Here is a 24,877-nt window from a genome sequence, read left to right as displayed (position 1 = left end):
AAGCACGGGAAGAGATGTCGGCACCCAACAAGTCGTACGACCCGGTCGAGGTCGAGGCACTGAAACCGGAAGAGATCGAGCGCATGCGGGACGAGGCGCTCGCCGCCTTCGCCGCCGCGGGCGGCCTCGACGCGCTCCACGAGGCGAAGATCGCGCACACCGGCCCCGCCTCGCCGCTCGCGCTCGCCAACCGCGAGATCGGCGCCCTGCCCCCGCACGCCAAGGCCGAGGCCGGCAAGCGCGTGGGCCAGGCCCGCGGTGCCGTGAACAGGTCCCTGGCCGCCCGCCAGGCCGAGCTGGAGGCCGAGCGCGACGCCCGGGTGCTGGTCGAGGAGGCGGTGGACGTCACGCTGCCGTACGACCGCACCCCGTCCGGCGCCCGCCACCCGCTGACCACGCTCTCCGAGCGCATCGAGGACGTCTTCACGGCCATGGGCTACGAGGTCGCCGAGGGCCCCGAGGCCGAGACCGAATGGCTGAACTTCGACGCCCTGAACATCGCGGCCGACCACCCGGCCCGCGGTGAGCACGACACGTTCTTCGTGCGGGGCGCCCGGCGCCCCGGGGGCGAGGCGGCCGGGTCCGGTGTGGTGCTGCGCACCCACACCTCGCCCGTGCAGGTCCGCTCGATGCTCGACCGCGAGCCGCCGCTCTATGTGATCTGCCCCGGCCGCGTGTACCGCACGGACGACCTGGACGCCACCCACACCCCGGTGTTCCACCAGGTCGAGCTGCTCGCCGTGGACGAGGGCCTCACCATGGCCGACCTCAAGGGCACCCTGGACCATATGGTCCGCGCGCTGTTCGGCGGCGAGGGCATGCAGACCCGGCTCCGGCCGAACTTCTTCCCCTTCACCGAGCCGTCCGCCGAGATGGACATGGTCTGCTACGTCTGCCGCGGCGAGTCCGTCGGCAACCCGGACCGGCCCTGCCGCACCTGCTCCAGCGAGGGCTGGATCGAGCTCGGCGGCTGCGGCATGGTCAACCCGAAGGTGCTCACCGCCTGCGGCGTGGACCCCGGGAAGTACAGCGGATTCGCCTTCGGGTTCGGAATCGAGCGGATGCTGATGTTCCGCCACAACGTCGAAGACATGCGAGACATGGTCGAGGGTGACGTCCGGTTCACCCGGCCCTTCGGGATGGAGATCTGATGCGGGTCCCGCTTTCCTGGCTGCGGGAGTACGTCGACCTGCCGGCGACGGAGACCGGCCGTGACGTACAGGCCAGACTCGTCTCGGCCGGCCTCGAGGTCGAGACCGTCGAGCAGCTCGGCGCCGGCCTCACCGGCCCGCTGGTCGTCGGCCGGGTGCTGACCATCGAGGAACTGACCGGGTTCAAGAAGCCCATCCGCTTCTGCACGGTCGACGTGGGCCGGTCCAACGGGACCGGCGAGCCCCAGGAGATCGTCTGCGGCGCCCGCAACTTCGCCGTCGGCGACAAGGTCGTCGTGGCACTGCCCGGCTCCGTCCTGCCGGGGGACTTCCGCATCGCCGAGCGCAAGACGTACGGCCGGATGTCCCGCGGGATGATCTGCTCGGCCGACGAGCTGGGCATGGGCGACCTCGGCGGGTCGGCACACGGCATCATCGTGCTGCCCCCGGAGATCGAGGTCGGCACCGACGCCACCGAACTGCTGGAGCTGTACGACGAGGTCCTCGACATCGCCGTCACGCCCGACCGCGGCTACTGCCTGTCGATGCGCGGGGTCGCCCGCGAGACCGCCACCGCCTACCGGCTGCCGCTGCGCGACCCGGCCCTGCTCGACGTCCCCGCGCCGAACTCGTACGGCTACCGGGTGCGGATCGCCGACCCGGCCGGCTGCGACCGCTTCACCGCGCGCACCGTCGTCGGCCTCGACCCCGAGGCCCGCTCCCCGATCTGGATGCAGCGGCGGCTGCAGAAGGCCGGTATGCGGCCGATCTCGCTCGCCGTCGACATCACCAACTACGTGATGCTCGAACTCGGCCAGCCGCTGCACGCCTACGACCGCAACCGGCTCCAAGGCCCCATCGGGGTGCGCCGCGCCGAGGCGGGCGAGAAGTTCACCACCCTCGACGGGGTCAAGCGCGTCCTGGACGCCGAGGACCTGGTCATCACCGACAGCCGCGGGCCGATCGGCCTCGCCGGCGTGATGGGCGGAGCGAACACCGAGATCGCCGACTCCGAGACCGACCCGGAGACGGGCGAGGTCCGCGGCACCACCGAGATCGTCGTCGAGGCCGCGCACTTCGACCCGGTCTCCGTCGCCCGCACCGCCCGCCGCCACAAGCTGTCCTCGGAGGCGTCCCGGCGCTTCGAGCGCGGAGTCGACCCGCAGGCCGCCGCGGCGGCCGCGCAGCGCACGGCCGACCTCCTGGTGCTGCTGGCCGGCGGCACCGCCGAGGCGGGAGTCACCGAGGTCGCCGCCCCCTCCGCGCCGCGCACCATCAGGATGCGCGCCGACCACCCGGACCGGGTCGCCGGTGTCGCCTACGGCCGCGAGACCGTGGTCCGCCGGCTCCAGGAGGTCGGCTGCGACGTCCACGGCCAGGACGAACTCCTGGTGACTGCCCCGTCGTGGCGCCCCGACCTGCGCGCGCCCAACGACCTGGCGGAGGAGGTCATCCGGCTGGAGGGGTACGAGAACCTCCCCTCCACGCTGCCCACCCCGCCGTCCGGCCGCGGGCTCACCCGCCGCCGCCGCCTGCACCGGCGCGTCGGCCGGGCGCTCGCCGGGGCCGACTATGTCGAGGCCCTGAACTACCCGTTCCTCGGCGAGGCGGTGCTGGACCAGTTCGGCCTGGACGCCGACGACCCCCGGCGCACGGTGGTCACCCTGGTCAACCCGATCTCCGACGAGGAGCCGGCGCTGCGCACCACGCTGCTGCCGGGACTGCTGTCCGCGCTGCGCCGCAACGTCGGCCGGGGCTCGCACGACCTGGCGCTGTTCGAGACCGGGCTGGTCTTCCGGCCCACCGGCGAGGAGACGGCCCCCGGCGTGCTGCCGGTGGACCGCCGTCCCACCGACGAGGAGATCGCGATGCTGGACGCGGCCCTGCCGCACCAGCCGCGCCGGGCCGCCACCGTCCTGGCCGGCGCGCGCGAGCAGGCCGGCTGGTGGGGCGGGGGCCGTCCCGCCGACTGGGCGGACGCGATCGAGTCCGCCCGTACGATCGCCCGTGAGGCCGGTGCCGAACTCACCGTCCGCGCCGACCGGCACGCGCCGTGGCACCCGGGCCGCTGCGCCGCGCTGTACGCGACGGTGGACGGCGAGGAGACCCTCGTCGGTCACGCGGGCGAGCTGCACCCGCGCGTCGTCAAGGCGCTCGGGCTGCCGGAGCGCAGCTGCGCGATGGAGGTGGAGCTGGACCTGCTGGAGCGGGCCGGTGACGGCGCCCTTCGGGCACCGCGGATCTCCACCTTCCCGGTGGCCACCCAGGACGTCGCGCTGGTCGTCGCCTCGGACGTGCCCGCCGCCGACGTGGAGCGGGCGCTGCACGAAGGTGCCGGCGAACTGCTGGAGTCCATCCGGCTGTTCGATGTCTTCGAGGGGGAGCAGATCGGCGGGGGCAGGAAGTCGCTGGCGTACGCGCTGCGGTTCCGCGCCCCCGACCGCACGCTGACCGTCGAGGAGGCGTCGGCCGCCCGTGACGCAGCCGTCGCGCTCGCCGGCGAGCGCACCGGCGCGGTGCTGCGCGGCGCCTGAGCGCACGCCGCCGACGGCACGGGGGGCGCGTCAGGACCAGGGTCCGGACGCGCCCCTCGTCCGTGTGTGCCGCCGCCCCTCCCGGTGCCCACGTGGGGCCGTTCGCGGCCGGCGCCGTCCGCCCTGCCGCGGAGTGTCGGGCAGATCAGCAGGGCGGACGGCGCGGATACGGGCCGCCGCACTGAACGAGGGGGAGCCGGCGGCCCGACCGCCTCCTTGAGAGGAGGAACAGTCAACCGGGGTGAGCGGGACGGCGGCAGAGCGCGCACGGCGCGGATATATGCACTCGTTTCACACCCCGTGCGAAGTCCCCTCCACTACTGTGGGCCACACCGAGCCAACGGAGGGCCCCATGCAGCCCAACACCCTGCTCGACGCGCTGCTCGACGAGGCGGGCATCTCGCACGCCGGTCTGGCCGCCCATGTGAACCAGGCGGGGCGGGCCAGAGGCCTCGCGCTCCGCTACGAGCACACCGCCGTGGCGCGCTGGCTGAAGGGCCAGCGTCCCCGCGGTCAGGTCCCGGACGTCATCTGCGAGGTGCTCGCGGGCAGGCTGCGGCGCCCGGTCACCCTCGATGACATCGGTCTCGGTGTGCCGGGGGAGACGGCGGCCCGGCACGGCTCCCCGCTCTCCGGCTTCGTCGAGCGCGCCACGGCGCTGTGGCGCTGCGACGAGCAGCAGCGCCCCCATGTCCTCGGTGCGCCCGCCGTCACCGGCACCCCCGCCGTGATGCCCGTCTGGGAGTGGGAGAACCCCCCGGAGGACGCGGACGTCTCACGCGAAGGGCGCACCCGGGTCGGCATGGCCGACATCAAGCTGCTCCGCGCGGCCCGGGCCCACTACGAGCTGATGTACCGCAAGGCCGGGGGCATCGCCACCCGCTCCCGGATCGTCGGCTTCCTCAACAGCGAGGCGGCGCCGCTGCTGCGGGGTTCCTACGACGACGCACTCGGCCGTCAGCTGCACCGGGCGACCGGCGGACTGGTGGCCGTCGCCGGCATCTGCGCCTACGACTCGGACGCCCACGGACTCGCGCAGCGGTACTTCCACCAGGCGCTCCGGCTCGCCAAGGCGAGCGGCGACCGGGGGCTGGGAGCCTATGTGATCGCGCTGCTCGTCAACCAGTCGCTGTTCATGGGGGAGTACCGGCAGGCGGTCGCGTTCGCCGAGGCGGCGCTGCGGACCGCGGGCCGGCAGATCACCCCGGCACTGGCCACCGACCTGTACGCGATGCAGGCGAAGGCCTATGCCCATCTCGGTGACGGAGAAGCGGCATTGGGGAGGATCCGGCGGGCCGAGGAGGAGGCGGAGCGGATCCTGCCGGGGTGCGAGCCGGACGAGACCGGCTATGTGCAGCCGGGACTGGTGAACGTCCAGGTCGCCGAGGCGCTGCTGTCCCTGGGGGAGCTGGGGGCGGCCCGGGAGCACGCGGCAGCCGCGGCCGCCGTGCCGTCCCACGACCGGGGACGGGTGCACCGGCTGGCCGTGCTCAGCCAGATCGAGCTGTGCCAGGGCGAGGCCGAACGCGCCGCGCGAACCGCCGTCGAAATGACCGAGCGGGCCAGGGGCATGGAGTCGCAACGGCTCAGGGACCGGCTCCGGAGGGTGCGGGCGAGGCTGGCGGCGAACGGCTCCGGCCCGGCCGCCGAGGCGGCCGACCTCATCGAGGGGGCCCTGCGCGTGCCTCTGTGAGCCCTCCCGTGCCTCCTGCTGCCGTTCCCCTCGCCCTGAGGTCCTGCTGCGATATTGCCACCTACGTGTCGGAAGGTGGCAGAACCGTGCAGTGGACGAAGCTGAGTGAGCAAACCATCTATGAGAACCGCTGGTTCAGGGTCAATCTGGCGGATGTCGCGTTGCCGGACGGCCGGCATCTCGACCACTTCCTGATCCGGCTCCGCCCGGTCGCCGTGGCGACCGCCGTCAACGAGGCCAACGAGGTGCTGATGCTGTGGCGGCACCGGTTCATCACCGACAGCTGGGGCTGGGAGCTCGCCGCGGGCGTCGTGGAGGACGGCGAGGACATCGTGTCCGCCGCGGCGCGGGAGATGGAGGAGGAGACCGGCTGGCGCCCCGGACCGCTGCGGCATCTGCTGACCGTGGAACCGTCCAACGGGCTCACCGACGCGCGGCACCATCTCTACTGGTCGGAGGGTGCCACCCGGATCGGCCCTCCCGAGGACGGCTTCGAGTCCTCGCGTCGTGAGTGGATACCGCTGAAGCTGGTCCCCGACATGATCGCCCGCGGCGAGGTCCCGGCCGCCAACACGGCGGCCGGGCTGCTGCTGCTGCACCATCTGCGCCTGGGGTGACACTCGGGCTGTGGCTGTGGCTGTGGCTGTGGCTGTGGCTGTGGCTGCGGCTGCGGCTGCGGCGCCACGGCCGTGGCCGGTGACGGGCCAGGCCGGAGGCGGGGCGGTCCTCAGCCCCCGATGACCTGCCAGACCGCCACCGCCAGCGCGCCGGCCGCCGTGAGTGCGGCCACCGCGGGCAGGGGCCATCTGCCGTGCTCCAGGGCACCCACCCGGGCGGCCAGATCGTCCAGGTCCCGGTCCATCCGGTCGTGCCGCTGGGCCAGCAGGGCGAGGTGCCCGTCGATTCGGGCGAGGCCGACGTCGAGGGAGCGGCGCAGCTCGGCGAACTCCTCGACGGCGGCTAAGTGGTCGGAGTCGGTGGTCACCTGTCAGCTCCTGTTCAAGATGGTGGTCCGGTAATTCCCCGGCCGGGTGATCCCGAGTCAACACTCCCCGCCGGGGGCAGGGGAGCGTGTACGCACGGCATATGCGGACACGCTCCTCACACCCCGTGTGAAGCACCTGTGTGCATCGTTCGCCGCGGCCCCTGCGGCGCGGGATGACGGGCCCGGGAGTGCGGGCCCGGAAGCAAGCCCGGGTGCGGCCCTGGGAGCGGCCCGGCGGGAGGGCCCGGGCGACGGTGCGCGGAGGGCGCGCGGGGACGGCCGCGGGGACGCCGTGGGGGCGCCGTGCGACACGGCGAAGGCGACCCGTCCGGATACGCGGGGCGGGTTCAGGAGTACGTGTAGAAGCCCGAGCCCGTCTTGCGGCCCAGCCGCCCCGCGTCCACCATCCGCTGCAGCAGCGGCGGAGCCGCGTACAGCGGCTCCTTGAACTCGGTGTACATGGAGTCGGCCACCGAGGCGACCGTGTCCAGGCCGATCAGGTCCGAGAGCTTCAGCGGGCCCATCGGGTGGGCGCAGCCCAGCTCCATGCCGTTGTCGATGTCGTCGCGGCCGGCGATCCCCGACTCGAGCATCCGGATGGCCGAGAGCAGGTACGGGATGAGCAACGCGTTCACCACGAAGCCCGAGCGGTCCCGGGCGCGGATGGCGTGCTTGCCCAGCACCTGCTCGACCACGGCCTCCGAGCGCGTGATCGTCTCCTCCGACGTGGTCAGCGCGGGAACCAGCTCGACGAGGCGCTGCACCGGTGCGGGGTTGAAGAAGTGGATGCCGACCACCTGGTCGGGCCGGGAGGTCGCGACGGCCAGCTTCACCAGCGGGATGGACGAGGTGTTGGAGGCGAGGATGGCGTCACGGCTGGTCACCACCTGGTCGAGCACCTGGAAGATCTCGGTCTTGACCTGCTCGTTCTCCACGACCGCCTCGATGACGAGGTCGCGGTCGGCGAACTCCCCGAGGTCGGTGGTGAAGCTCAGCCGCTCCAGCGTCGCCTGGAGTTCCTCCTCGCCGACCTTGCCGCGCTCGGCGGCCTTCGCGAGCGAGTTGCAGAGCCGCGTACGGCCGATCTCCAGGGCCTCGCCGGTGGTCTCGGCGACCTTGACCTCGAGGCCGCTGCGGGCGCACACCTCCGCGATGCCCGCGCCCATCTGGCCACAGCCCACCACTCCGACGCGGGATACGCCGGCCACAGTGTCGGTCACATCGTGCCTTTCGCTGATCTCGCTGCGGCGGGTCCGCAGGGTTGCCGCGCCCGCCTCGACCCCACGACGTTACTCGCCGGTGCGTGTGCGCGGGTGCCCGGGGCGGGCATGCTGTGCGCTGACGACCGCGAAGGCGCGGCGCACGGCGGTGCGGAGGATCCCGGTATGGCCCGGCACATGAGGCAGATCACACGGCGGGGGTTCGTCGCGGCTGCCGGCGCGCTCGCCGCGCTGGGCGCGGCGGGGGAGTCGGCGGCGTCCCCCGCCCGCCACCGGGGGGCAGGCTGCCCCCGGGAGCTCCGCGGGGTGTGGGTGGCCACGGTCGCCAACCGGGACTGGCCTTCCCGGCCCGGACTGACCGCGGAGCGGCAGCGTGCCGAGCTGCTGGCCTACCTCGACCGCGCGGTGGACCGCCGGCTGAACACGGTGATCCTCCAGGTGCGGCCGACCGCCGACGCGCTGTGGCCGTCCCCGTACGAGCCGTGGTCCGCCTACCTGACGGGCACCCAGGGGCGGGATCCGGGCTGGGACCCGCTGGGCACCGCGGTGACGGAGGCGCACGCGCGCGGACTGGAGCTGCACGCCTGGTTCAACCCGTACCGTGTCGCCGGCCATACCGACCCGGGCCGCCTGGCGGCGGACCATCCGGCGCGGCAGCACCCCGAATGGGTGCTTCCGTACGGGGGAAAGCTGTACTACAACCCCGGCCTGCCCGAGGTCAGGGCCTTCGTCCAGGACGCGATGCTGGACGCGGTCGCGCGCTACCCGGTCGACGCCGTCCACTGGGACGACTACTTCTACCCCTATCCGGTGGCCGGGGAAGACTTCGGCGACGACGCGGCGTACCGGCGCTACGGCGGAGGGTTCGCGGACAAGGGCGCGTGGCGGCGCGGCAACGTCGACCTGCTGGTGCGGGAGACCGCCGCCCGCATCAAGGGCATCGATCCAGGGATCCGCTTCGGCATCAGCCCCTTCGGGGTCTGGCGGAACTCCTCCACCGACCCGCTCGGCTCCGCCACGCGGGCGGGTGTGGAGACCTATGACGACCTGTACGCCGACACCCGGACCTGGGTCCGCCAGGGCTGGATCGACTATGTGATCCCGCAGCTGTACTGGAACATCGGGTTCGGCGCCGCCGACTACGCGGAGCTGGTGCCCTGGTGGGCCGGGGTGGCCCGGGGCACCGGCGTGGACCTGTTCATCGGCGAGGCGCTCTACAAGGCCGGTGCCCCCGGGCAGCCCGCACCCTGGGGGGACCCGGCCGAACTGTCCCGTCACCTGACCCTGGCCCGCCGCTACCCGGAGGTGCGCGGCCACTGCTTCTTCGCGGCGGAGGAAGTCGTCGCGGACCGGATCGGTGCCATGGCCGAAGTGGTGGCCGACCACTATCCGACCCGGGTCCGGCCGCCGCGCTGATCCTCCTGCTCAGGACTCCCGGCGGTGGCGTACGACGCAGTCGGGGCCGGGTGACATCAGGCACTCGCGGCCGTCGTCCTCGAACCGGACGCGGTAGGGCGGGTTGCCCCTGTCCCCCAGCACTTCCACGACTTCGGCCGTCCGGTCGTGCTGGCCGACGACGCGGCCGTGCACGAGCAGCTTGTCTCCCACACTCGCTTCCATCGCGCCTGACCTCCTTTGAAGGGGTTTGACGGTCATCAGGGTCAATCTGAGTCTACGTCCCGATACGTGACGCGTGTCACCCTCGGGTGCTCGCCCGCTGGGTGACGGCGATGCAGACGAGGACGGCCGCGGCGGCCGCGGGAGCGGCGGGGGAGAGGGGCTCCTCCAGCAGCAGCACCGACCACAGCAGGGTGAGCAGCGGCTGCGCCAGTTGCAGCTGGCTGGCCCTGGCGATGCCGATCGCCGCCATCCCGCGGTACCAGACGTAGAGCCCGAAGAAGGTCGATCCGGCGGCCACCCAGAGAAGCCCGGCCACACCCTGCGCACCCGGCCGGACCGGTTCGGCCATCAGGGCGAACACCGCTCCGGGGACGGTGAGCGGCAGGCACAGGACCAGGGCCCAGCCGATCACCTGCCAGCCGGGCATCAGCCCGGCCAGCCGGCCGCCCTCGGTGTAGCCGGCGGCGCAGACCAGCAGCGCCGCGAAGAGATACAGGTCCCCTGCCGACGGGGCGCCGCCGTTGCTGCCCAAGGTGAAGCCGAGCACGACCGCCGCCCCGGCGAGCGCCGCCGCCCAGAACGTCCGGGACGGCCGCCGGCCGGTGCGCACGGCGGCGAAGGCGGCGGTCGTCAACGGCAGCAGGCCGACGACCACCGCGGCGTGCGACGCGGTCGACGTCCGCAGCGCGAGGGTGGTCAGCAGGGGGAAGCCGACCACCACCCCGCCCGCGACCACGAGCAGCGGACCCAGGTGCCGCCGCTCGGGCAGCGGTGTCCGCAGGGCGAGCAGGAACCCTCCCGCGATCACCGCAGCGAGGACGCTGCGCGCGGCGACCAGCGACCACGGTCCGAACGACTCCAGCCCCCAGACGGTGGACGGGAAGGTGAGCGAGAAGGCGACGACGCCGAGCGACGCGAGCAGGGTGCCGTGCGGGGATCCGGACCGGGCCGCCGGGGTCGCGGCAGCGGCCCGCGGGGTGCCGGTCCGCTCCGCGGAGACCGCTGCGCCGCAGCGGGCGGTGTCGCCGGCCGCTATCGGCCCCGAAGGGATAGCGCTATTCTTGGTTCTCATGCAAGAGAGTAGCAGTGTGGGCAATCTGGCGGACCTCCTGCGAGAGGAGGTCAAGCGCTACTCCCCAGGCAAGAAGCTGCCATCGAGCAGGGCGCTGGTCGAACGGCACCGGGTCTCCCCCGTCACCGTCTCCCGCGCCCTGGCCCGGCTCGCCGCTGAGGGGCTCGTCGTCACCCGCCCCGGAGCCGGAGCCTTCCGCGCGCGGCCGGGAACGGACCCCGGCGCCGCCGCCGACACCTCCTGGCAGGAGGTCGCGCTCAGCGCCGCCGCCGCCCCGGAGGCCGTTCCGCGCGCCGTGGACGCCTCCGGGGTCCTCGTCACGCTCGCCGCACCCCCGCCGGGCGTGATCGAGTTCAACGGCGGCTATCTGCACCCCTCGCTCCAGCCCGAGCAGGCGATGGCCGCCGCGCTCGCCCGCGCCGGCAGGCGCCCCGGCGCCTGGAACCGCCCGCCCGCGGACGGGCTGCCGGAACTCCGCGACTGGTTCGCCCGCGGTATCGGCCCGGGCTTCACCGCAGCGGAGGTCCTGGTGACCGCGGGCGGCCAGTCCGCGCTCACCACCGCCCTGCGCGCCCTCGCCCCGCCGGGCGCACCGGTGCTCGTGGAGTCGCCCACCTACCCGGGGATGCTCGCCATCGCCCGGGCCGCGGGACTGCGGCCCGTACCGGTGCCGGCGGACCCCGCCCACGGGGTGCGCCCCGACCTCCTCGCCGCGGCCTTCCGCGCGACCGGTGCCCGGGTCTTCGTCGCCCAGCCGCTCTTCCAGAACCCGACCGGGGCCGTGCTCACCCCCGAACACCGCGCCCAGGTGCTGCGGATCGCCCGCGCCGCCGGGGCGTTCGTCATCGAGGACGACTTCGCCCGCCGCCTCGTCCACGCCGACGCCGGGCCGCTGCCCGCCACGCTCGCCGCCGACGACCCCGACGGCGTCGTCGTGCACGTCTGCTCCCTCACCAAGGTCACCTCCCCGAGCCTGCGGGTGGGCGCCCTCGCCGCCCGCGGACCGGTGCTGGAGCGCCTGCGCGCCATCCACGTGGTCGACACCTTCTTCGTCTCCCGGCCCCTGCAGGAGGCCGCGCTCGAACTGGTCGGCGCCCCCGCCTGGAGCCGCCACCTCAGGTCAGTCGCCGCCGAGTTGAAGGCCCGCCGCGACGCCATGACCGCCGCCGTGCGGCTCCGGCTGCCCGAACTCGCCCTGCCGCACATCCCGGCCGGCGGCCACCACCTCTGGGTCCGCCTGCCCGACGGCACCGACGAGACGGCCCTCGTCTCCGCGGCCCTCCGCGCCGGCGTCGCCGTCGCCCCCGGCCGCCCGTACTTCAGTGCCGAGCCGCCGGCCGGGCATCTGCGGCTGAGTTTCGCCGGGGTCGCCGGGCGGGCCGAGATCACCGAGGGGGTGCGGCGGCTGCGCACCTCCTGCGACGAGGTGCTGGGCCGCGGCGCGCACTGACCGCGACCGCGGCACGCCGGCCCGGTGCGGCGCGGAGGCCGGGATCGGGTGCCGTGGGCGGGGAAGCCGACGGGCCTGAGCGGGCGCGCGGCACGGCCTTCCCTGCCGGGACCGCGGCCGGCCGTACCGCCGGGCCGGCCGTACCGCCCGGCCGACCGCACCGCCGGTACCGCCGGGCCGGGCCCGGCACCGCGGCGCACGTGCCGCGCCCGGTCACCGGCGCGCGGCAGCCGAGCGCGGCACGGCACGCACCCGGGAGAGCGGCGCAGCCGTCCGGGGTGCGCCCGAAACCCCGCTGACAACCCGCCCCGGTGCTGCGAAGGTACGGGGATGAGCGACCCGACCGGCACCTGCGCCGACTACGAGATCTCCTGCGACCCGCACCCCTGGATCCCGTCCGCATCCACCACTGGCTCTCCACCGACGCCTACTGGGCCCTCGGCCGCAGCCGGGAGCAGCAGGACCGGGCCATCGCTGGCTCACTCAACTTCGGGGCCTACGAGCGGGCTTCGGGCCTGCTCGTCGCCTACGCCCGCGTGGTGACGGACCACGCCACCTTCGCGTGGGTGTGCGACGTCTACGTCGACAGGGCCGTACGCGGACGGGGACTCGGCACCACCCTGGCGGCAGCGGTGCGCGACCGTCTCGCGCCGCTGGGACTGTGCCGGGTCCTCCTCGCCACGGACGACGCGCACGGGGTGTACGGGAAGGCCGGCTTCGTCCCGGTCACCGACCCGGAGAAGTTGATGGTCCTGACGACCGGGTGACCGGTGCCGGGCGCTGAGTACTCCCTTGACCAGGCCGGTGCCGGGGTGCCGCGGCCGTACGCTCGCCGAGGCGGCGGCGGTGCGGCCGGACGCGGTGGACGAGTGGCTCGCCCCACCGGGGCAGGGGATCGGCGCCGGTGCGGTCACCGCGCCTCCCGGTGCAGGTGCCGGCCCCGGGGGCTCGGCCGCCCCGGGGTGCACCTCCTGCGCCGGGACCCACGACCACCGCCCCGGGGGCTCGGCGCGGACCTCGGGAAGGACCATCCCCGCAGACCGAAGCCGGTGACCCGACGGCGCCCTCAGAAGTTCTCGATCCAGTCGGCCTCGAGCAGTCCGTCAGCAGCGAACAGCGCGGAGATCTCGACCGCGACCGTGGCGACGGCCGTGTCCATCTCTCTTCCGTCCCGGGCGCGCAGCACCACGTTCGCGGCACGGTATCCGGTGGCGCGGCGCGGCGCGCCGTGCTCGGCGACCTCGTCCACGCCGAGGTCGGCCGCGCGGCCGGTGCTTGTGCTTTCCGGACCACCACGAGTCGGCTCCGTTCGGGCCGGGTACGGCGACGAGGTCGGTGCGGACGGCGGTGCCGTCCAGGTTGAGGTGGGTGTACCCGGTGGCGGCTGCCCGTTCCAGCGCGGTGCGCAGGTCCGGGGCATGCTCGGCGAGCACGGTCAGCCCCTCGTACAGGTAACGGTAGGCGGCGGGTACCGAAAGCCTTTGTCCCGAGCAAGTTGGGCAAGGCGGGTTCCGTCGGCGAACCACCGCAGGACCAGCACCGGCACCGCCTGCTTGAAGGCGCCCAGGGCGCGGGTGTTCTTGCGGGCGCCGACCCGGTCGCGGTGTGCTCGCGGGAGCCGGGCCAGGGCCTCAGCGGTCTCCCGGCGGACATCGAGCACAGCGGTGTAGGTGATATCTGGTCAACGCGTGGAGCCTCTTGGTATCCGGAACATGATCTTCGCAGACCTTTTCTTAACCAGGGGTTGCACGTCTTTCTGAGCCCGGGTCAGCTCCGCCGTACTCTCCCGTCGTCACCCAAAGTAATCGTCATGTTGCCGAGAAGACCCCAATGTGTCCCGGTGCTCGTCCCCCGCCTGTTGCCATCCACGCAGTACCGAGCGCAACCCACGCGGAGAAGCCTCACCGCTGCTTCATCAATGACGACAGAGGGTGTCGGGATTACGGCCGACGATGGACGTATGCGCGAAACCCCAGAAGAACTCAACAAGCTCCAGTCCCTCCTCGGCACATCCCTCTCCGGTTCGACCGCACACCTCCGCTCGATCGTCGAGGGCCGCACCATCACGGCGGCGCAGCTCACGGGGGTCCTCACCGGCATGTGCACGCTCGCCCTCTCCACGGTGACCGCAAAGGGCGAACCGCGGATCAGCGGCGTCGACGGGCACTTCCTGCACGGCCGGTGGCACTTCGGCACGGCGCGCAACGCCGCCAAGGCCCGTCATCTCGCAGCCCGTCCGGCCGCCAGCGTCGCGCACATGCGCGGCGAGGACCTCGGCGTGTTCACCCACGGCACGGTGGAGGAGCTGAACCCCGAGGACGCCGATACCACGGCCGACTGGCAGGAACTCCTCGCCTACTTGCAGGACTTCTACGGCGACGACGACGCCTTCGACTGGAACCGCGAGGTCGTCTACTACCGGCTGAACCCGCACTGGATGACCGTCTACGCCCCCGACCTCGACAAGCTCACCGGCACGTGACGCCGGGCCCGCGGTCCGGCTGCCCGGGCCCTTCGCGCCGGCGGACGGCACCCGCGAGGCTGCGGCCGGGGCTATTCCCCCTGCTTGCAGTGCTGCTGGTGGAGCCATCAACGGGATTTCCAGCGGCAGGGAGACCGTCGTGCGTGATGTGCCGGTGCGGCAGAGACGCGGGTTCAGCTCAGTTCCAGCACGCCCACCGTTTGGTCTCCGCTGGTCTCTCCGGTTGGGCGGAAGCCGAGTGTCAGATAGAAACCCGCTGGGCCATCCGTTCCGGGATGCCAGGTGGTCGTCAGCCGCGTGCCTCCTCGGCGCCGGATCTCGTTGGCAACGGACTGCACTGCGAAGCGTCCGAAGCCTCGGCCTTGCTTTCCATCAGCGATGTTGAGACGCCAGAGTCCGGAGCGGAAGTCGGTGCCTTTGCCGGTCCAGTCGATGTCGAAGAAGGCCATGAGGAACCCGACGACTTCGTCGTCGTCGCAGATGAGCCGGGGCCATGCGATGCCGGGGTGGACGTATGCCTCGGCGAGTGACTTCACCACGGGTGCCACCAGGTGTTCCTGGTCGGGGCGGACTCTCAGGTCGATAGCGCTCTCGAAGTTGTCAGGAGTGATCTCTTGCAGGTGCAGCGAAATTGGCATGTCCGCACTCTAATACTCCAGCTGTAGTTCGTGATCTTGCTGGTCGGGGCCGGTGCGGAGACGGGTGCGGCCACCGTTGATCATCGTGACTTGTGTGGAGTAACGATGAGACGGTGGCCGCAGGTCACAGCATAGATCCCGTCCGTTGGCGGGAGGCGTTCGAGGTGGCCATGGGCCGGATCGCGGGCCGGTTCACCCGGGTCGAACCCCGGCTGCGGGCCGGGCGGCTGGTACTGGGCCTGCTGTCGGACCTGCCGCGCAAGAACTGCTGGACGATCGCGGAGTGGGCCGGGGAGGCCGCCCCGCACGGCATGCAGCATCTACTGTCCCGGGCCGTCTGGGATGCCGATGGCGTCCGTGACGACGTGCGCGAATATGTCGTCGAGCACCTCCATGACGAGGCCGCGGTGCTGGTGGTCGACGAGACCGGCGACGTGAAGAAGGGCACCCACACGGTCGGGGTCCAGCGCCAGTACACCGGAACGGCCGGGCGGATCGAGAACTCCCAGGTAGCGGTCTACCTGGTCTACGCCGGGATGCGCGGGCACGCGGCGGTGGACCCGGAGCTGTACATCCCGCGCTCCTGGACATGCGAGAGGTAGTCCCGTCCGAGGTCCGTGACGAACCCGGCCCACGCATCGTGGGTGAAGGCGAGCTGCGGACCGGTGCCCTGTTCCTTGGAGTCCCGTACGCGGACGGCCGTCCCGTCGGCGGCGACCTCGACGCACTCGCCGCCTTCGCCGCTGCTGTACGTGCTCTTGAACCAGATGAGGCGTATGGGCTGTTCGGTGATCATGGATTTCCCAGCAACCTTTCGATCAGGGCCAGAGACTCTCGTGGAGTGAGGGCCTGGGCGCGGATGCTGCCGTAGCGCGCCGCAAGCATACGTACCTCTTCGGCATCGGTCACCAGCCTGCTGACGTTCTGGACTTCCAGGTAGCCGACTTGAGGCCTCCCCTTTGGAGTGAGCAGTGTGAACGGGCCGCCCAGACTCGGGTGGTCCGAACGGTCGGTCGGCATCACCTGAAGCTCCACGTTCCGCAGTGGGGCGACCTCCAGCAGGTGCTTCAACTGCTCCCGATGCACGTCCCGACTGCCGATCGGCCGTTGCAGGACGGACTCCTCCACCGTGAACGTCACGAGAGGCGGTGGCCACCGCATCAGGATCTCCTGTCGGTCCAGCCGGGCGGTCAACCGCTGCCCGATCGTCTCCTCGTCGAGCAGGGGTCTGCGCGCGGTGAAGACGGCGCGGGCGTGTCCCTCGGTCTGAAGCAGGCCAGGCAACGACAGCGCGCCGTAGTAGTGGAGTTCAACCGCTTCCCCCTCCAGTCGCGCATAGTCCTTGAACCATTCCGGGTGCCGTACTCTCCTCCGTGCCCGGGCCCGCTGGACGTCTTCCGCGGCCGAGGCCAGCAGGCCCCTGCACTCCAGCAGTTCATCGACCGCGAGCAGTAGTTCGGGCTGCGGGGTTCGGCGTCCCCGCTCCACGGACGAGATGGTCTCCTCCCCGTACCCGAGCCGGTCGCCCAGTTCCTTCTGGCTCATCCCGGCTCGTGTCCGTGCGACCTTGATCTGTCGTCCGAGCGCGCGGAACAGGTCGGCCACTTCGTCCGTGCCGTCTGCCTCGCTGCCGGTGGGGGTCTCCGGACCGCCTGCCTGTGCCACCATCTGCTGCCACCGCCCAGTTCTGTCGTACCTGGGGCGAACCGCGGAATGCCCGGTCAGGTCACGGGAGTACGCCCGGACATCCCGCCCTCCGCGCCGGGACAGTCGCCTGCCGTACCGTCCCATGTCTTCCACACGGTAGGGCCATTCCGTCACCCTCGGTGAGGTGATCCAGCGAGCCGTCACCGTCAGCGGTGAACCGACCGCTACCTCCCGCCACTTCCGCCTCATGTTCCCCACCAGCAGGCGCGGCGCCCACACCGTCCGCCACGCCGCCGAACGCTGGCTCGCCGACCAGCGGGACCGCCCGGAAGCCGCGGCCGGAGACGAGGACGTGGCCACGTCCTCCTTCCTCATCGCGGAACTCACCACGAACGCCGTCCTGCACGGCCGGGTACGGGGGCGGAGGTAGAGGTCGCACCTGCAGGGGCCTTCGGCTGGTGCCCACAGGCAGTGGCCGAGTTCGAGGCCGGTCGAACTCCGAGGCGTCACCGGCGGGCCGCAGGGGTGATCGACCCGTTCGCGGTGCTCGCCGGCACAGGCGAGACGGGACTCCGGAACAGCGGCCTGGTCCTGTCCAGCCGTGGCCAGTGGATGTCCGTGCTGCGGGCCATACTCGTGCCGCGGCGCCGCCCGGGCGCCGCGGACGAGGGGGCGAGATGGCCGAGGTGGTGGTCTTCCACCATGGACACGGGCTGACCTCCGGCGTTCGCGAGTTCGCCGAGCAGCTGCGACGGGCCGGACACACCATCCACGCCCCGGACCTCTACGAGGGGCGGGTATTCGGCACCCCCGAGGAGGGAGCCGGCTACGCCGAGAGCGCCGGGTTCGACACGATCACCGCGCGCGGAACCGCCGCCGAGGGGCTGCCTGCGGAACTCGTCTACGTCGGCTTCTCGCTCGGCGTCCTGCCGGCGCAGATGCTGGCCCAGACCCGCCCCGGCGCACGGGGCGCACTGCTGTTCGAGGCGTGCGTCCCGATCTCGGAGTTCGGCGGCGCTTGGCCCGAGGGCGTCCCGGTCCAGATCCACGGCATGGACGCAGATCCCTTCTTCGCCGGGGAGGGTGATGCGGACGCCGCCCGCGTGCTCGTCGAGACGGCGACGGATGCCGAGCTGTTCCTCTACCCGGGCGAGGGCCACCTGTTCACCGACAGTAGTCTGCCGTCCCACGACGAAAAGGCCGCACGGCAGGTCGGCCGTCGGGTGCTCGGTTTCCTCGACCGCATCACGTAGTCAGGCCGGAAGGAGACGGGTGCCCGCCGGTCCCGACAGACGCTCCGGCGTCCGGCGGCTCAGGTGCTGCGGGCCGAGCCGGACCGCCTCCGGACGGAGGGTGTCGCCACCGTCTTCCGGGGCCCTCGCGTGGCGGCGCCGGGGCAGCGTCGCGAGGTCCGGGTCGTCGTCCGGCCGGGCTCACCCGGCAGGGGCGGGCCGGGAGGGAAGCCGCTCCATTGCATAAAGCTGCGGCTCTACGTATAGTCATGCCATCACGTAGGGAGGAATCGATGGCACTACGCGCAGCAGTCGCGGGAGCGAGCGGCTACGCGGGCGGGGAACTGCTCCGGCTGCTCCTCGCACACCCCGGAGTCGAGGTCGGGGCCCTGACGGCCAACTCGAACGCCGGCCGGCGGCTCGGGGAGCTCCAGCCCCATCTGCATCCGCTCGCCGACCGGGTGCTCACGGCCACCACCGCCGACGCGCTCTCGGGGCACGACGTGGTGTTCCTGGCGCTGCCGCACGGCCAGTCCGCCGCGGTCGCCGAGCAGCTCGGCGAGGAGGTGCTGGTCGTCGACCTGGGTGCCGACTTCCGGCTGCGCAGCGCCGCCGACTGGGAGAGGTTCTACGGCTCCCCGCACGCCGGGACCTGGCCCTACGGACTCCCCGAACTGCCGGGTGCCCGCGACGCGCTGGAGGGGTCCAGGCGCATCGCGGTGCCCGGCTGCTATCCCACCGCCGTCTCGCTCGCGCTGTTCCCCGCGTACGCGGGCGGACTCGCCGGACCCGAGGCCGTGATCACCGCCGCCAGCGGCACCTCAGGAGCCGGCAGGACGCTCAAGCCGCAGCTGCTCGGCTCCGAGGTCATGGGCTCCATGAGCCCGTACGGCGTCGGCGGCGGCCACCGGCACACCCCGGAGATGGTCCAGAACCTCAGCGCCGTGGCGGGCGAGCCCGTCACCGTGTCCTTCACCCCCACCCTCGCACCCATGCCCCGCGGCATCCTCGCCACCTGCAGTGCCAAGGCCCGGCCGGGCGCCACCGCCGAGGCCGTGCGGGCCGCCTACGACAAGGCCTACGCGGACGAGCCGTTTGTCCGGCTGCTCCCCGAGGGGCAGTGGCCGGCGACGGCGTCCGTCCAGGGGTCCAACGCCGTTCAGGTCCAGGTCGCGCTCGACACGGCCGCCGGCCGGATCATCGCGATCAGCGCCATCGACAACCTGACCAAGGGCACGGCGGGCGGCGCGGTCCAGAGTATGAACATCGCCCTCGGCCTCGACCAGACCACGGGCCTTCCCACGATCGGAGTGGCACCTTGAGCGTCACCGCTGCACAGGGATTCACGGCGGCCGGGATCGCCGCCGGGATCAAGGAGAACGGCAACCCGGACCTCGCCCTCGTGGTCAACAACGGACCCCGCCACGCCGCCGCCGGCGTCTTCACCTCCAACCGCGTCAAGGCCGCCCCCGTCCTCTGGTCCGAGCAGGTCCTCAAGGGCGGCGAGGTCTCCGCGGTCGTCCTCAACTCCGGCGGGGCCAACGCCTGCACCGGCCCCAAGGGCTTCCAGGACACCCACGCCACCGCCGAGAAGGCCGCCCAGGTCCTTCCGGGCCACAGCGCCGGGGAGATCGCCGTCGCGTCCACCGGGCTGATCGGTGTCCTGCTGCCCATGGACAGGCTGCTGCCCGGCATCGGCAAGGCCGCCGCCGAACTCAGCCCGTACGGCGGCGAGAAGGCCGCCATCGCCATCAAGACCACCGACACCGTGCACAAGACGGCCGTCGCGACCGGGGACGGCTGGACCGTCGGCGGCATGGCCAAGGGCGCGGGCATGCTCGCCCCCGGCCTCGCCACCATGCTCGTCGTCCTCACCACCGACGCCGACGTGGACGGCCCCGGCCTCGACAAGGCCCTGCGCGACGCCACCCGCGTCACCTTCGACCGGGTCGACTCCGACGGCTGCATGTCCACCAACGACACCGTGCTGCTCCTCGCCTCCGGCGCCTCGGGCGTCACCCCGGCGCACGACGAGTTCGCCGACGCCGTGCGCACCGTCTGCGACGACCTCGCCCGGCAGCTCATCGGCGACGCCGAGGGCGCCAGCAAGGACATCCGCATCGAGGTGGTCAACGCCGCGAGCGAGGACGACGCCGTCGAGGTGGGCCGGTCCATCGCCCGCAACAACCTCCTCAAGTGCGCCATCCACGGTGAGGACCCGAACTGGGGCCGCGTCCTGTCCGCCATCGGCACCACCCGGGCGGCCTTCGAACCGGACCGGCTCAACGTCGCCATCAACGGCGTCTGGGTGTGCCGCGACGGCTCCGTCGGCGAGGACCGGGAACTGGTCGACATGCGCTACCGGGAGGTACGGATCACCGCCGACCTCGCCGCAGGGCCGGAGTCCGCCGTCATCTGGGCCAACGACCTCACCGCCGACTACGTCCACGAGAACAGCGCCTACTCCTCCTGAACGAGCCGGGGCCGGCCCGCACCGGTCCGCACCTCCCGGTCGGGGAGACCTGGCCCGGGGACCGGCCCGGGGGCCAACGGGCCGGGAGCCCGGGCGAGTCCGACCGACTGACCTACTGACCGAGCGGGCCCCGGACCCGAGCGGGCGAGCGAGCCCCCCTACGAGTCCGAGCGAGTCCCGAGAGATCCGGAGCCGATGAGCACCCGAAAGCACACCGCACTGCCCAAGGCGCAGACGCTGATCGAGGCTTTGCCGTGGCTGACCCGCCACCACGGCCGGACCGTCGTCATCAAGTTCGGCGGCAACGCCATGGTCGACGAGGACCTCAAGGCCGCCTTCGCCCAGGACGTGGTGTTCCTGCGGCACGCGGGCCTGAAGCCGGTCGTCGTGCACGGAGGCGGACCGCAGATCAGCGCCCAGCTGGACAGGCACGGCCTGGTCAGCGAGTTCAAGGCCGGACTGCGCGTGACCACGCCCGAGGCCATGGACGTCGTCCGCATGGTGCTCGCCGGACAGGTCCAGCGCGAACTGGTGGGGCTGCTCAACCAGCACGGCCCCCTCGCCGTCGGCCTCACCGGCGAGGACGCCCACACCATCACCGCCACCCGGCACCGGCCCACCATCGACGGCGAGCTCGTCGACCTCGGCCGGGTCGGTGAGATCACCGCGATCGACACCGGAGCGATCAGGGCCCTCCTGGACGACGGCCGCATCCCGGTCGTCTCCTCCATCGCCCGCTCGGCCGACGACGGCCACGTCTACAACGTCAACGCGGACACCGCGGCGGCGGCGCTGGCCGCGGCGCTCGGCGCGGAGACGCTGATGGTCCTCACCGACGTCGAGGGCCTCTACGAGAACTGGCCCGACAGCGACGAGGTGATCAGCCGGCTCACCGCCACCGAACTGGAGAAGCTGCTGCCCGAGCTGTCCAGCGGCATGGTCCCCAAGATGCGCGGCTGCCTGCACGCCGTACGCAACGGCGTGAACACCGCACGCGTCATCGACGGCCGGGTGGAGCACTCCATCCTGCTGGAGATCTTCACCGACGAGGGCATCGGCACGATGGTCGTGCCGGACGGGACCGAAGGAGGACCGGTATGACCGGCGCCACCGCCAACCAGCGGCTCACCCAGCGCTGGCAGGGCGCGATGATGGACAACTACGGGACACCGGGACTCGCACTCGTCCGCGGCCAGGGCGCCACGGTGTGGGACGCCGAGGGCACCCGGTACCTGGACTTCGTCGGCGGCATCGCCGTCAACGCGCTCGGCCACGCCCACCCGGCCGTCGTCGAGGCCGTCAGCCGCCAGATCGGCACGCTGGGCCATGTGTCGAACCTGTTCGTCGCCGAACCGCCCGTCGCGCTCGCCGAGCGGCTGCTCCGGCTCTCCGGCCGCCCCGGCCGCGTCTTCTTCTGCAACTCCGGAGCCGAGGCCAACGAGGCCGCCTTCAAGATCGGCCGGCTGACGGGCCGTCGCCACATGGTCGCCACCCATGGCGGCTTCCACGGCCGGACGATGGGCGCGCTCGCCCTCACCGGCCAGCCGGCCAAGCAGCAGCCCTTCCTGCCGCTGCCCGGAGAGGTCACGCATGTGCCCTACGGGGACGCGGAAGCACTGCGGGCCGCCGTCACCGAGGACACCGCCCTGGTGATCGTGGAACCGGTGCAGGGCGAGAACGGCGTGGTCGTCCCGCCCCCCGGCTACCTCCCGGCCGCACGCGAGATCACCCGCGCCACCGGGACGCTGCTCGTGCTCGACGAGGTGCAGACCGGCATCGGCCGCACCGGCCACTGGTTCGCCCACCAGGCGCACGAGGGCGTCGACCCCGATGTCGTCACCCTCGCCAAGGGCCTCGGCGGCGGTCTGCCGCTCGGCGCGGCCCTCGCCTTCGGCCCGGCCGCCGAACTGCTCCGCCCCGGACAGCACGGCACCACGTTCGGCGGCAATCCGGTCGCCTGTGCCGCCGGGCTCGCCGTCCTGGAAACCCTCGACGGCGCCCTCGACGAGGTCAAGCGGACCGGGGAGAAGCTGAGGAACGGGATCGAGTCCCTGGGCCACCCGCTGGTCTCCCATGTCCGCGGGGCGGGCCTGCTGCTGGGTATCGTGCTCACCGAGCCCCTCGCCGCCCAGGTGCAGCAGGTGGCTCAGGGTGCCGGCCTCCTGGTCAACGCGCCCGCCCCCGACGTCGTACGGATCATGCCGCCGCTGGTCGTCGGCGACGCGGAGGTGGACGTCTTCCTCGGGGCGCTGCCCGGCATCCTCGACGCGACACACGGGGACGGACGATCCGGAGAATGAGACGACGATGACCGACGCGCAGGACACCGAGAACTGGGGAGCCTCCCAGACGGAGTCCGGTGGAGGGCCGTCCGTGCCGCAGACGCGCACGGCCCGCCACCGCCGGATCGTGGACATCCTCAACCGGCAGCCGGTGCGCTCCCAGAGCCAGCTGGCGAAGCTGCTCGCGGACGACGGACTGAACGTCACCCAGGCGACCCTCAGCCGCGACCTCGACGAACTCGGGGCGGTGAAGATCCGGAACACCGGCGGGGAACTCATCTACGCGGTGCCCAGCGAGGGCGGGTTCCGCACCCCGCAGGCCCCGCTGGGGGAGTCCGCCAAGGAGGAGCGGATGCGCCGCCTCTCCGGCGAGCTGCTGATCTCCGCGGAGGCCTCGGCCAACCTGGTGGTCCTGCGTACCCCCCCGGGCGCGGCCCAGTTCCTCGCGTCGGCGATCGACCAGGCCGAACTCCGCGCGATCCTCGGCACGATCGCCGGCGACGACACCCTGCTGCTCATCTCCCGTGATCCGGCGGGCGGCCAGGCCCTCGCCGACCATCTGCTGCGTCTGGCGCAGCGGGCCCGCTGACGGCGGGGGCCGCAGCGGCCGGCCCGGCCTCAGGCGGCCCGGTCCGCACCGTCGCCGCGCCCGGCCAGATGCCGGGCGAATCCGCTGGTCTGCCAGGTGCTGCCGTCCGCGGCCACGGCGAAGCCCTCCGTGTCGGGCAGCCGCTCCAGCCAGGCGCGTGCCCCCGAACCCATGGCGTATGCGGCCGTCGCCCTCGCGTCCGCCTGGGTCAGCCCCCGGCTGACCACGGTCAGGGACGCCACGCCCTCGACCGGTGCCTCGCCGGAGCGCGGGTCGATGACGTGGCAGCCTCGTTCGGCCGGTCCGGACGTGGCGACGGCGAGTGCACCGTGCGCCTGAACGACCGCGGCGAGCCCGCCCGGGTGCCGCGGGTCGCAGATGCCCACCCGCCAGGGCCCGCCGTGCAGCTGGACGTCGCCCCCGCCGTTGAGGCAGACCGCCGCCGCCCCGGAGGAGGCGATCATCTCCACCGCCCGCTGCACCGCCCACCCCTTCACCAGGCCGGTGGGGTCGAGCCCGCCCGCATAGCGGGGGGTGAACCAGCCCTCGCTCAGGCGTTCCTCGGCCTCGCAGTGCCGGAAGACCTCGGCGACGTCCTGCTCGCAGTCGGCGAGATCGAGCCCCCCCGCGGCGAGCCTGCTGATCTGGCTGTCCTGGCGATAGGGCGAGAACACCTCGTCCACATGGTGCAGCCCGGCCACGGCGGCGGCGAGCCCGGCGCGCACGCGGTCGCGGTCGCGGTCGGCATCGCCGTCCATCCGGATGTCGAACGAGAACACCGTGCCCATCGCATGCTCGACGTGGCGCATCCGCGCCCGGTCCCCGCTCACAGGCCCGCCTTGTCGAGGGCGCTCTGCAGGGAGCGGATGTAGCCCTGGCTGGTGTAGGTGGCGCCGGAGACGGTGTCGATCCCGGCGCTCTGGGCGGCGACGGCCGCCTGGTTGAGCTTGGGTACCGCGTCGGCCGCGATCCTGCGGCTGTTGGCGTCGGAGCCGGGGGTCTTCACGGCCTCGGCGCCGGTGATCCGGCCGCCGCTGACGGTGAGCCGCACCTGCACATCGCCGTACTGGGTGCCCGCGACGTCTCCGAGCACGGTCTCCGCGGCGCCCGAGCCCGATGCCCGGCCCGTGCCGCCGTCTGGTGCCGAGCCGTCGCCCGAGCCGTCGCCCGAGCCGGAAGCCGAGCTGCCGCCCCCGGATCCGGCGTCCCCGCCCGGCACGCCCCCGGGCCCGGCGTCCCCGCCCGGCACGCCCCCGGGCCCGGCGTCCCCGCCCGGCACGCCCCCGCCCGGGGTTTCCGCACCGCTGCCCGGCCCCGGTGCGGAGCCCTGTCCCGTACCGCCACCGGCGGCCGCCACCCCGGCCTTGTCGAGGGCGCTCTGCAGGGAGCGGATGTAGCCCTGGCTGGTGTAGGTGGCGCCGGAGACGGTGTCGATCCCGGCGCTCTGGGCGGCGACGGCCGCCTGGTTGAGCGTCGGTACGGAGCCTTCGGCGATCCTGCGGCTGTTGGCGTCGGTGCTGGGCACCTTGACGGCCCGTGCCCCCGTGATCAGGCCGCCGCTCAGGGTGAGTTCGACCTGCACCGGACCGAACTGCGTGTCCGCCTCGTCCCCGAGCACGGTCGACCCGCCCGCGGGTACGGCGCCGCTGCCCGCAGGTGCCGAGGCAGCGGGCGGGGCGCCGCCGGCCTGGGACGCCGCCCCCGCCACCGAGGTTATGGGCTGCTTCAGCGTCAGCAGCAGCGCGACGGCCGACGCGGTGCCGGCGGCCGCCAGCATCATCCGGCGCAGTGGATGCTTCCTCTTCACGT

At 72.9% G+C, this 24,877-nt stretch carries 24 protein-coding genes and 3 pseudogenes; 16 read left to right on the top strand and 11 right to left on the bottom strand.

Annotated features, from left to right (window positions below; translation table 11 throughout):
• Positions 1–14 precede the first annotated feature (14 nt).
• The 4 genes from pheS (at position 15) to SCWH03_RS15285 (ending at position 5,995) form a co-directional block, all read left to right on the top strand.
• Positions 15–1,151, top strand: a complete 1,137-nt coding sequence (gene pheS, locus SCWH03_RS15300) for a phenylalanine--tRNA ligase subunit alpha (RefSeq protein WP_173264795.1) — start codon at positions 15–17, stop codon at positions 1,149–1,151.
• Complete coding sequence (gene pheT / locus SCWH03_RS15295; RefSeq protein ID WP_173264794.1) at positions 1,151–3,685, top strand: phenylalanine--tRNA ligase subunit beta; 2,535 nt, start codon at positions 1,151–1,153, stop codon at positions 3,683–3,685. Before pheS ends, pheT begins: the two co-directional genes overlap by 1 nt.
• A gap of 352 nt (positions 3,686–4,037) precedes the next feature.
• On the top strand, positions 4,038–5,378 hold the full coding sequence (locus tag SCWH03_RS15290; RefSeq protein ID WP_173264793.1) for an NsdA family TPR-like regulatory protein: 1,341 nt from the start codon (positions 4,038–4,040) through the stop codon (positions 5,376–5,378).
• A gap of 86 nt (positions 5,379–5,464) precedes the next feature.
• Positions 5,465–5,995: an NUDIX hydrolase gene (locus SCWH03_RS15285; RefSeq protein WP_173264792.1), complete on the top strand. Its 531-nt coding sequence runs from the start codon at positions 5,465–5,467 to the stop codon at positions 5,993–5,995.
• A gap of 110 nt (positions 5,996–6,105) precedes the next feature.
• Here the strand turns inward: SCWH03_RS15285 and SCWH03_RS15280 are convergent, their stop codons facing one another.
• Positions 6,106–6,363 (bottom strand): hypothetical protein, encoded by a 258-nt coding sequence (locus tag SCWH03_RS15280; protein WP_173264791.1) that lies wholly within the window; start codon positions 6,361–6,363, stop codon positions 6,106–6,108.
• A gap of 347 nt (positions 6,364–6,710) precedes the next feature.
• Complete coding sequence (locus tag SCWH03_RS15275) at positions 6,711–7,571, bottom strand: 3-hydroxybutyryl-CoA dehydrogenase (RefSeq protein ID WP_216854755.1); 861 nt, start codon at positions 7,569–7,571, stop codon at positions 6,711–6,713.
• A 189-nt stretch (positions 7,572–7,760) separates the two neighbouring features.
• Here SCWH03_RS15275 and SCWH03_RS15270 point away from each other — a divergent pair, with 189 nt between their 5' ends.
• Positions 7,761–8,999, top strand: a complete 1,239-nt coding sequence (locus SCWH03_RS15270) for a glycoside hydrolase family 10-like protein (RefSeq protein WP_254076772.1) — start codon at positions 7,761–7,763, stop codon at positions 8,997–8,999.
• 9 nt (positions 9,000–9,008) lie between these two features.
• Here SCWH03_RS15270 and SCWH03_RS15265 read toward each other — a convergent pair whose 3' ends face one another.
• Entirely contained in the window at positions 9,009–9,203 is a 195-nt protein-coding gene (locus SCWH03_RS15265) for a DUF1918 domain-containing protein (RefSeq protein WP_173264788.1), read from the bottom strand.
• A 76-nt stretch (positions 9,204–9,279) separates the two neighbouring features.
• Entirely contained in the window at positions 9,280–10,275 is a 996-nt protein-coding gene (locus tag SCWH03_RS15260; protein WP_173264787.1) for a DMT family transporter, read from the bottom strand.
• Between SCWH03_RS15260 and SCWH03_RS15255 the strand changes: the two genes are divergently transcribed.
• Positions 10,274–11,725: an aminotransferase-like domain-containing protein gene (locus SCWH03_RS15255; RefSeq protein WP_173264786.1), complete on the top strand. Its 1,452-nt coding sequence runs from the start codon at positions 10,274–10,276 to the stop codon at positions 11,723–11,725. The two genes, SCWH03_RS15260 and SCWH03_RS15255, sit on opposite strands and share 2 nt — an antisense overlap.
• Positions 11,726–12,036: 311 nt before the next feature.
• Positions 12,037–12,492 (top strand): GNAT family N-acetyltransferase, encoded by a 456-nt coding sequence (locus SCWH03_RS15250; RefSeq protein ID WP_371872680.1) that lies wholly within the window; start codon positions 12,037–12,039, stop codon positions 12,490–12,492.
• Between the two features lie 299 nt (positions 12,493–12,791).
• Here the strand turns inward: SCWH03_RS15250 and SCWH03_RS15245 are convergent, their stop codons facing one another.
• Positions 12,792–12,974 (bottom strand): hypothetical protein, encoded by a 183-nt coding sequence (locus tag SCWH03_RS15245; RefSeq protein ID WP_254076793.1) that lies wholly within the window; start codon positions 12,972–12,974, stop codon positions 12,792–12,794.
• Between the two features lie 22 nt (positions 12,975–12,996).
• Positions 12,997–13,400: pseudogene (locus SCWH03_RS15240) on the bottom strand (IS5/IS1182 family transposase); the annotation flags it as partial.
• Positions 13,401–13,685: 285 nt separating this feature from the next.
• On the opposite strand from SCWH03_RS15240, the gene SCWH03_RS15235 reads away from it, so the two are divergent.
• Entirely contained in the window at positions 13,686–14,207 is a 522-nt protein-coding gene (locus SCWH03_RS15235; RefSeq protein WP_173264785.1) for a pyridoxamine 5'-phosphate oxidase family protein, read from the top strand.
• A 173-nt stretch (positions 14,208–14,380) separates the two neighbouring features.
• Here the strand turns inward: SCWH03_RS15235 and SCWH03_RS15230 are convergent, their stop codons facing one another.
• Entirely contained in the window at positions 14,381–14,845 is a 465-nt protein-coding gene (locus SCWH03_RS15230; RefSeq protein WP_173264784.1) for a GNAT family N-acetyltransferase, read from the bottom strand.
• Positions 14,846–15,015: 170 nt separating this feature from the next.
• Here SCWH03_RS15230 and SCWH03_RS15225 point away from each other — a divergent pair.
• Positions 15,016–15,444, top strand: a pseudogene (locus SCWH03_RS15225) (IS701 family transposase); the annotation flags it as partial.
• 2 nt (positions 15,445–15,446) lie between these two features.
• Here the strand turns inward: SCWH03_RS15225 and SCWH03_RS15220 are convergent.
• Together SCWH03_RS15220 and SCWH03_RS15215 are read right to left on the bottom strand one after the other, a co-directional pair.
• Positions 15,447–15,641 (bottom strand): annotated as a pseudogene (locus tag SCWH03_RS15220) (DUF397 domain-containing protein); the annotation flags it as partial.
• Entirely contained in the window at positions 15,638–16,513 is an 876-nt protein-coding gene (locus SCWH03_RS15215; RefSeq protein ID WP_173264782.1) for a helix-turn-helix domain-containing protein, read from the bottom strand. The gene SCWH03_RS15215 and the pseudogene SCWH03_RS15220, both read right to left, overlap by 4 nt.
• A 163-nt stretch (positions 16,514–16,676) precedes the next feature.
• Between SCWH03_RS15215 and SCWH03_RS15210 the strand changes: the two genes are divergently transcribed.
• The 7 genes from SCWH03_RS15210 (at position 16,677) to SCWH03_RS15180 (ending at position 23,068) form a co-directional block, all read left to right on the top strand.
• Complete coding sequence (locus tag SCWH03_RS15210; protein WP_254076771.1) at positions 16,677–16,922, top strand: hypothetical protein; 246 nt, start codon at positions 16,677–16,679, stop codon at positions 16,920–16,922.
• 247 nt (positions 16,923–17,169) lie between these two features.
• Complete coding sequence (locus tag SCWH03_RS15205) at positions 17,170–17,745, top strand: dienelactone hydrolase family protein (RefSeq protein WP_173264781.1); 576 nt, start codon at positions 17,170–17,172, stop codon at positions 17,743–17,745.
• 272 nt (positions 17,746–18,017) lie between these two features.
• Complete coding sequence (argC, locus tag SCWH03_RS15200; protein WP_173264780.1) at positions 18,018–19,046, top strand: N-acetyl-gamma-glutamyl-phosphate reductase; 1,029 nt, start codon at positions 18,018–18,020, stop codon at positions 19,044–19,046.
• Positions 19,043–20,197, top strand: a complete 1,155-nt coding sequence (argJ, locus tag SCWH03_RS15195; RefSeq protein WP_173264779.1) for a bifunctional glutamate N-acetyltransferase/amino-acid acetyltransferase ArgJ — start codon at positions 19,043–19,045, stop codon at positions 20,195–20,197. Before argC ends, argJ begins: the two co-directional genes overlap by 4 nt.
• 195 nt (positions 20,198–20,392) lie before the next feature.
• Complete coding sequence (argB, locus tag SCWH03_RS15190; RefSeq protein WP_173264778.1) at positions 20,393–21,298, top strand: acetylglutamate kinase; 906 nt, start codon at positions 20,393–20,395, stop codon at positions 21,296–21,298.
• On the top strand, positions 21,295–22,497 hold the full coding sequence (locus tag SCWH03_RS15185; protein ID WP_173264777.1) for an acetylornithine transaminase: 1,203 nt from the start codon (positions 21,295–21,297) through the stop codon (positions 22,495–22,497). The genes argB and SCWH03_RS15185 overlap by 4 nt, the downstream gene beginning before the upstream one ends.
• Positions 22,498–22,504: 7 nt before the next feature.
• Positions 22,505–23,068, top strand: a complete 564-nt coding sequence (locus SCWH03_RS15180; protein ID WP_173264776.1) for an arginine repressor — start codon at positions 22,505–22,507, stop codon at positions 23,066–23,068.
• A 29-nt stretch (positions 23,069–23,097) separates the two neighbouring features.
• On the opposite strand, the gene SCWH03_RS15175 is transcribed toward SCWH03_RS15180, so the two are convergent.
• Both SCWH03_RS15175 and SCWH03_RS15170 read right to left on the bottom strand, forming a co-directional pair.
• Positions 23,098–23,856 (bottom strand): FAD:protein FMN transferase, encoded by a 759-nt coding sequence (locus tag SCWH03_RS15175; protein WP_173264948.1) that lies wholly within the window; start codon positions 23,854–23,856, stop codon positions 23,098–23,100.
• A 38-nt stretch (positions 23,857–23,894) separates the two neighbouring features.
• Complete coding sequence (locus tag SCWH03_RS15170; protein WP_308788874.1) at positions 23,895–24,875, bottom strand: FMN-binding protein; 981 nt, start codon at positions 24,873–24,875, stop codon at positions 23,895–23,897.
• Positions 24,876–24,877 lie beyond the last annotated feature (2 nt).

Source organism: Streptomyces pacificus (assembly GCF_011766325.1).
In the GTDB taxonomy this organism is placed as follows: Bacteria; Actinomycetota; Actinomycetes; order Streptomycetales; family Streptomycetaceae; genus Streptomyces; species Streptomyces pacificus.
The sequence above is the reverse complement of the archived record's forward strand: the minus strand, read 5'-3'. Positions and strand labels throughout refer to the sequence as shown.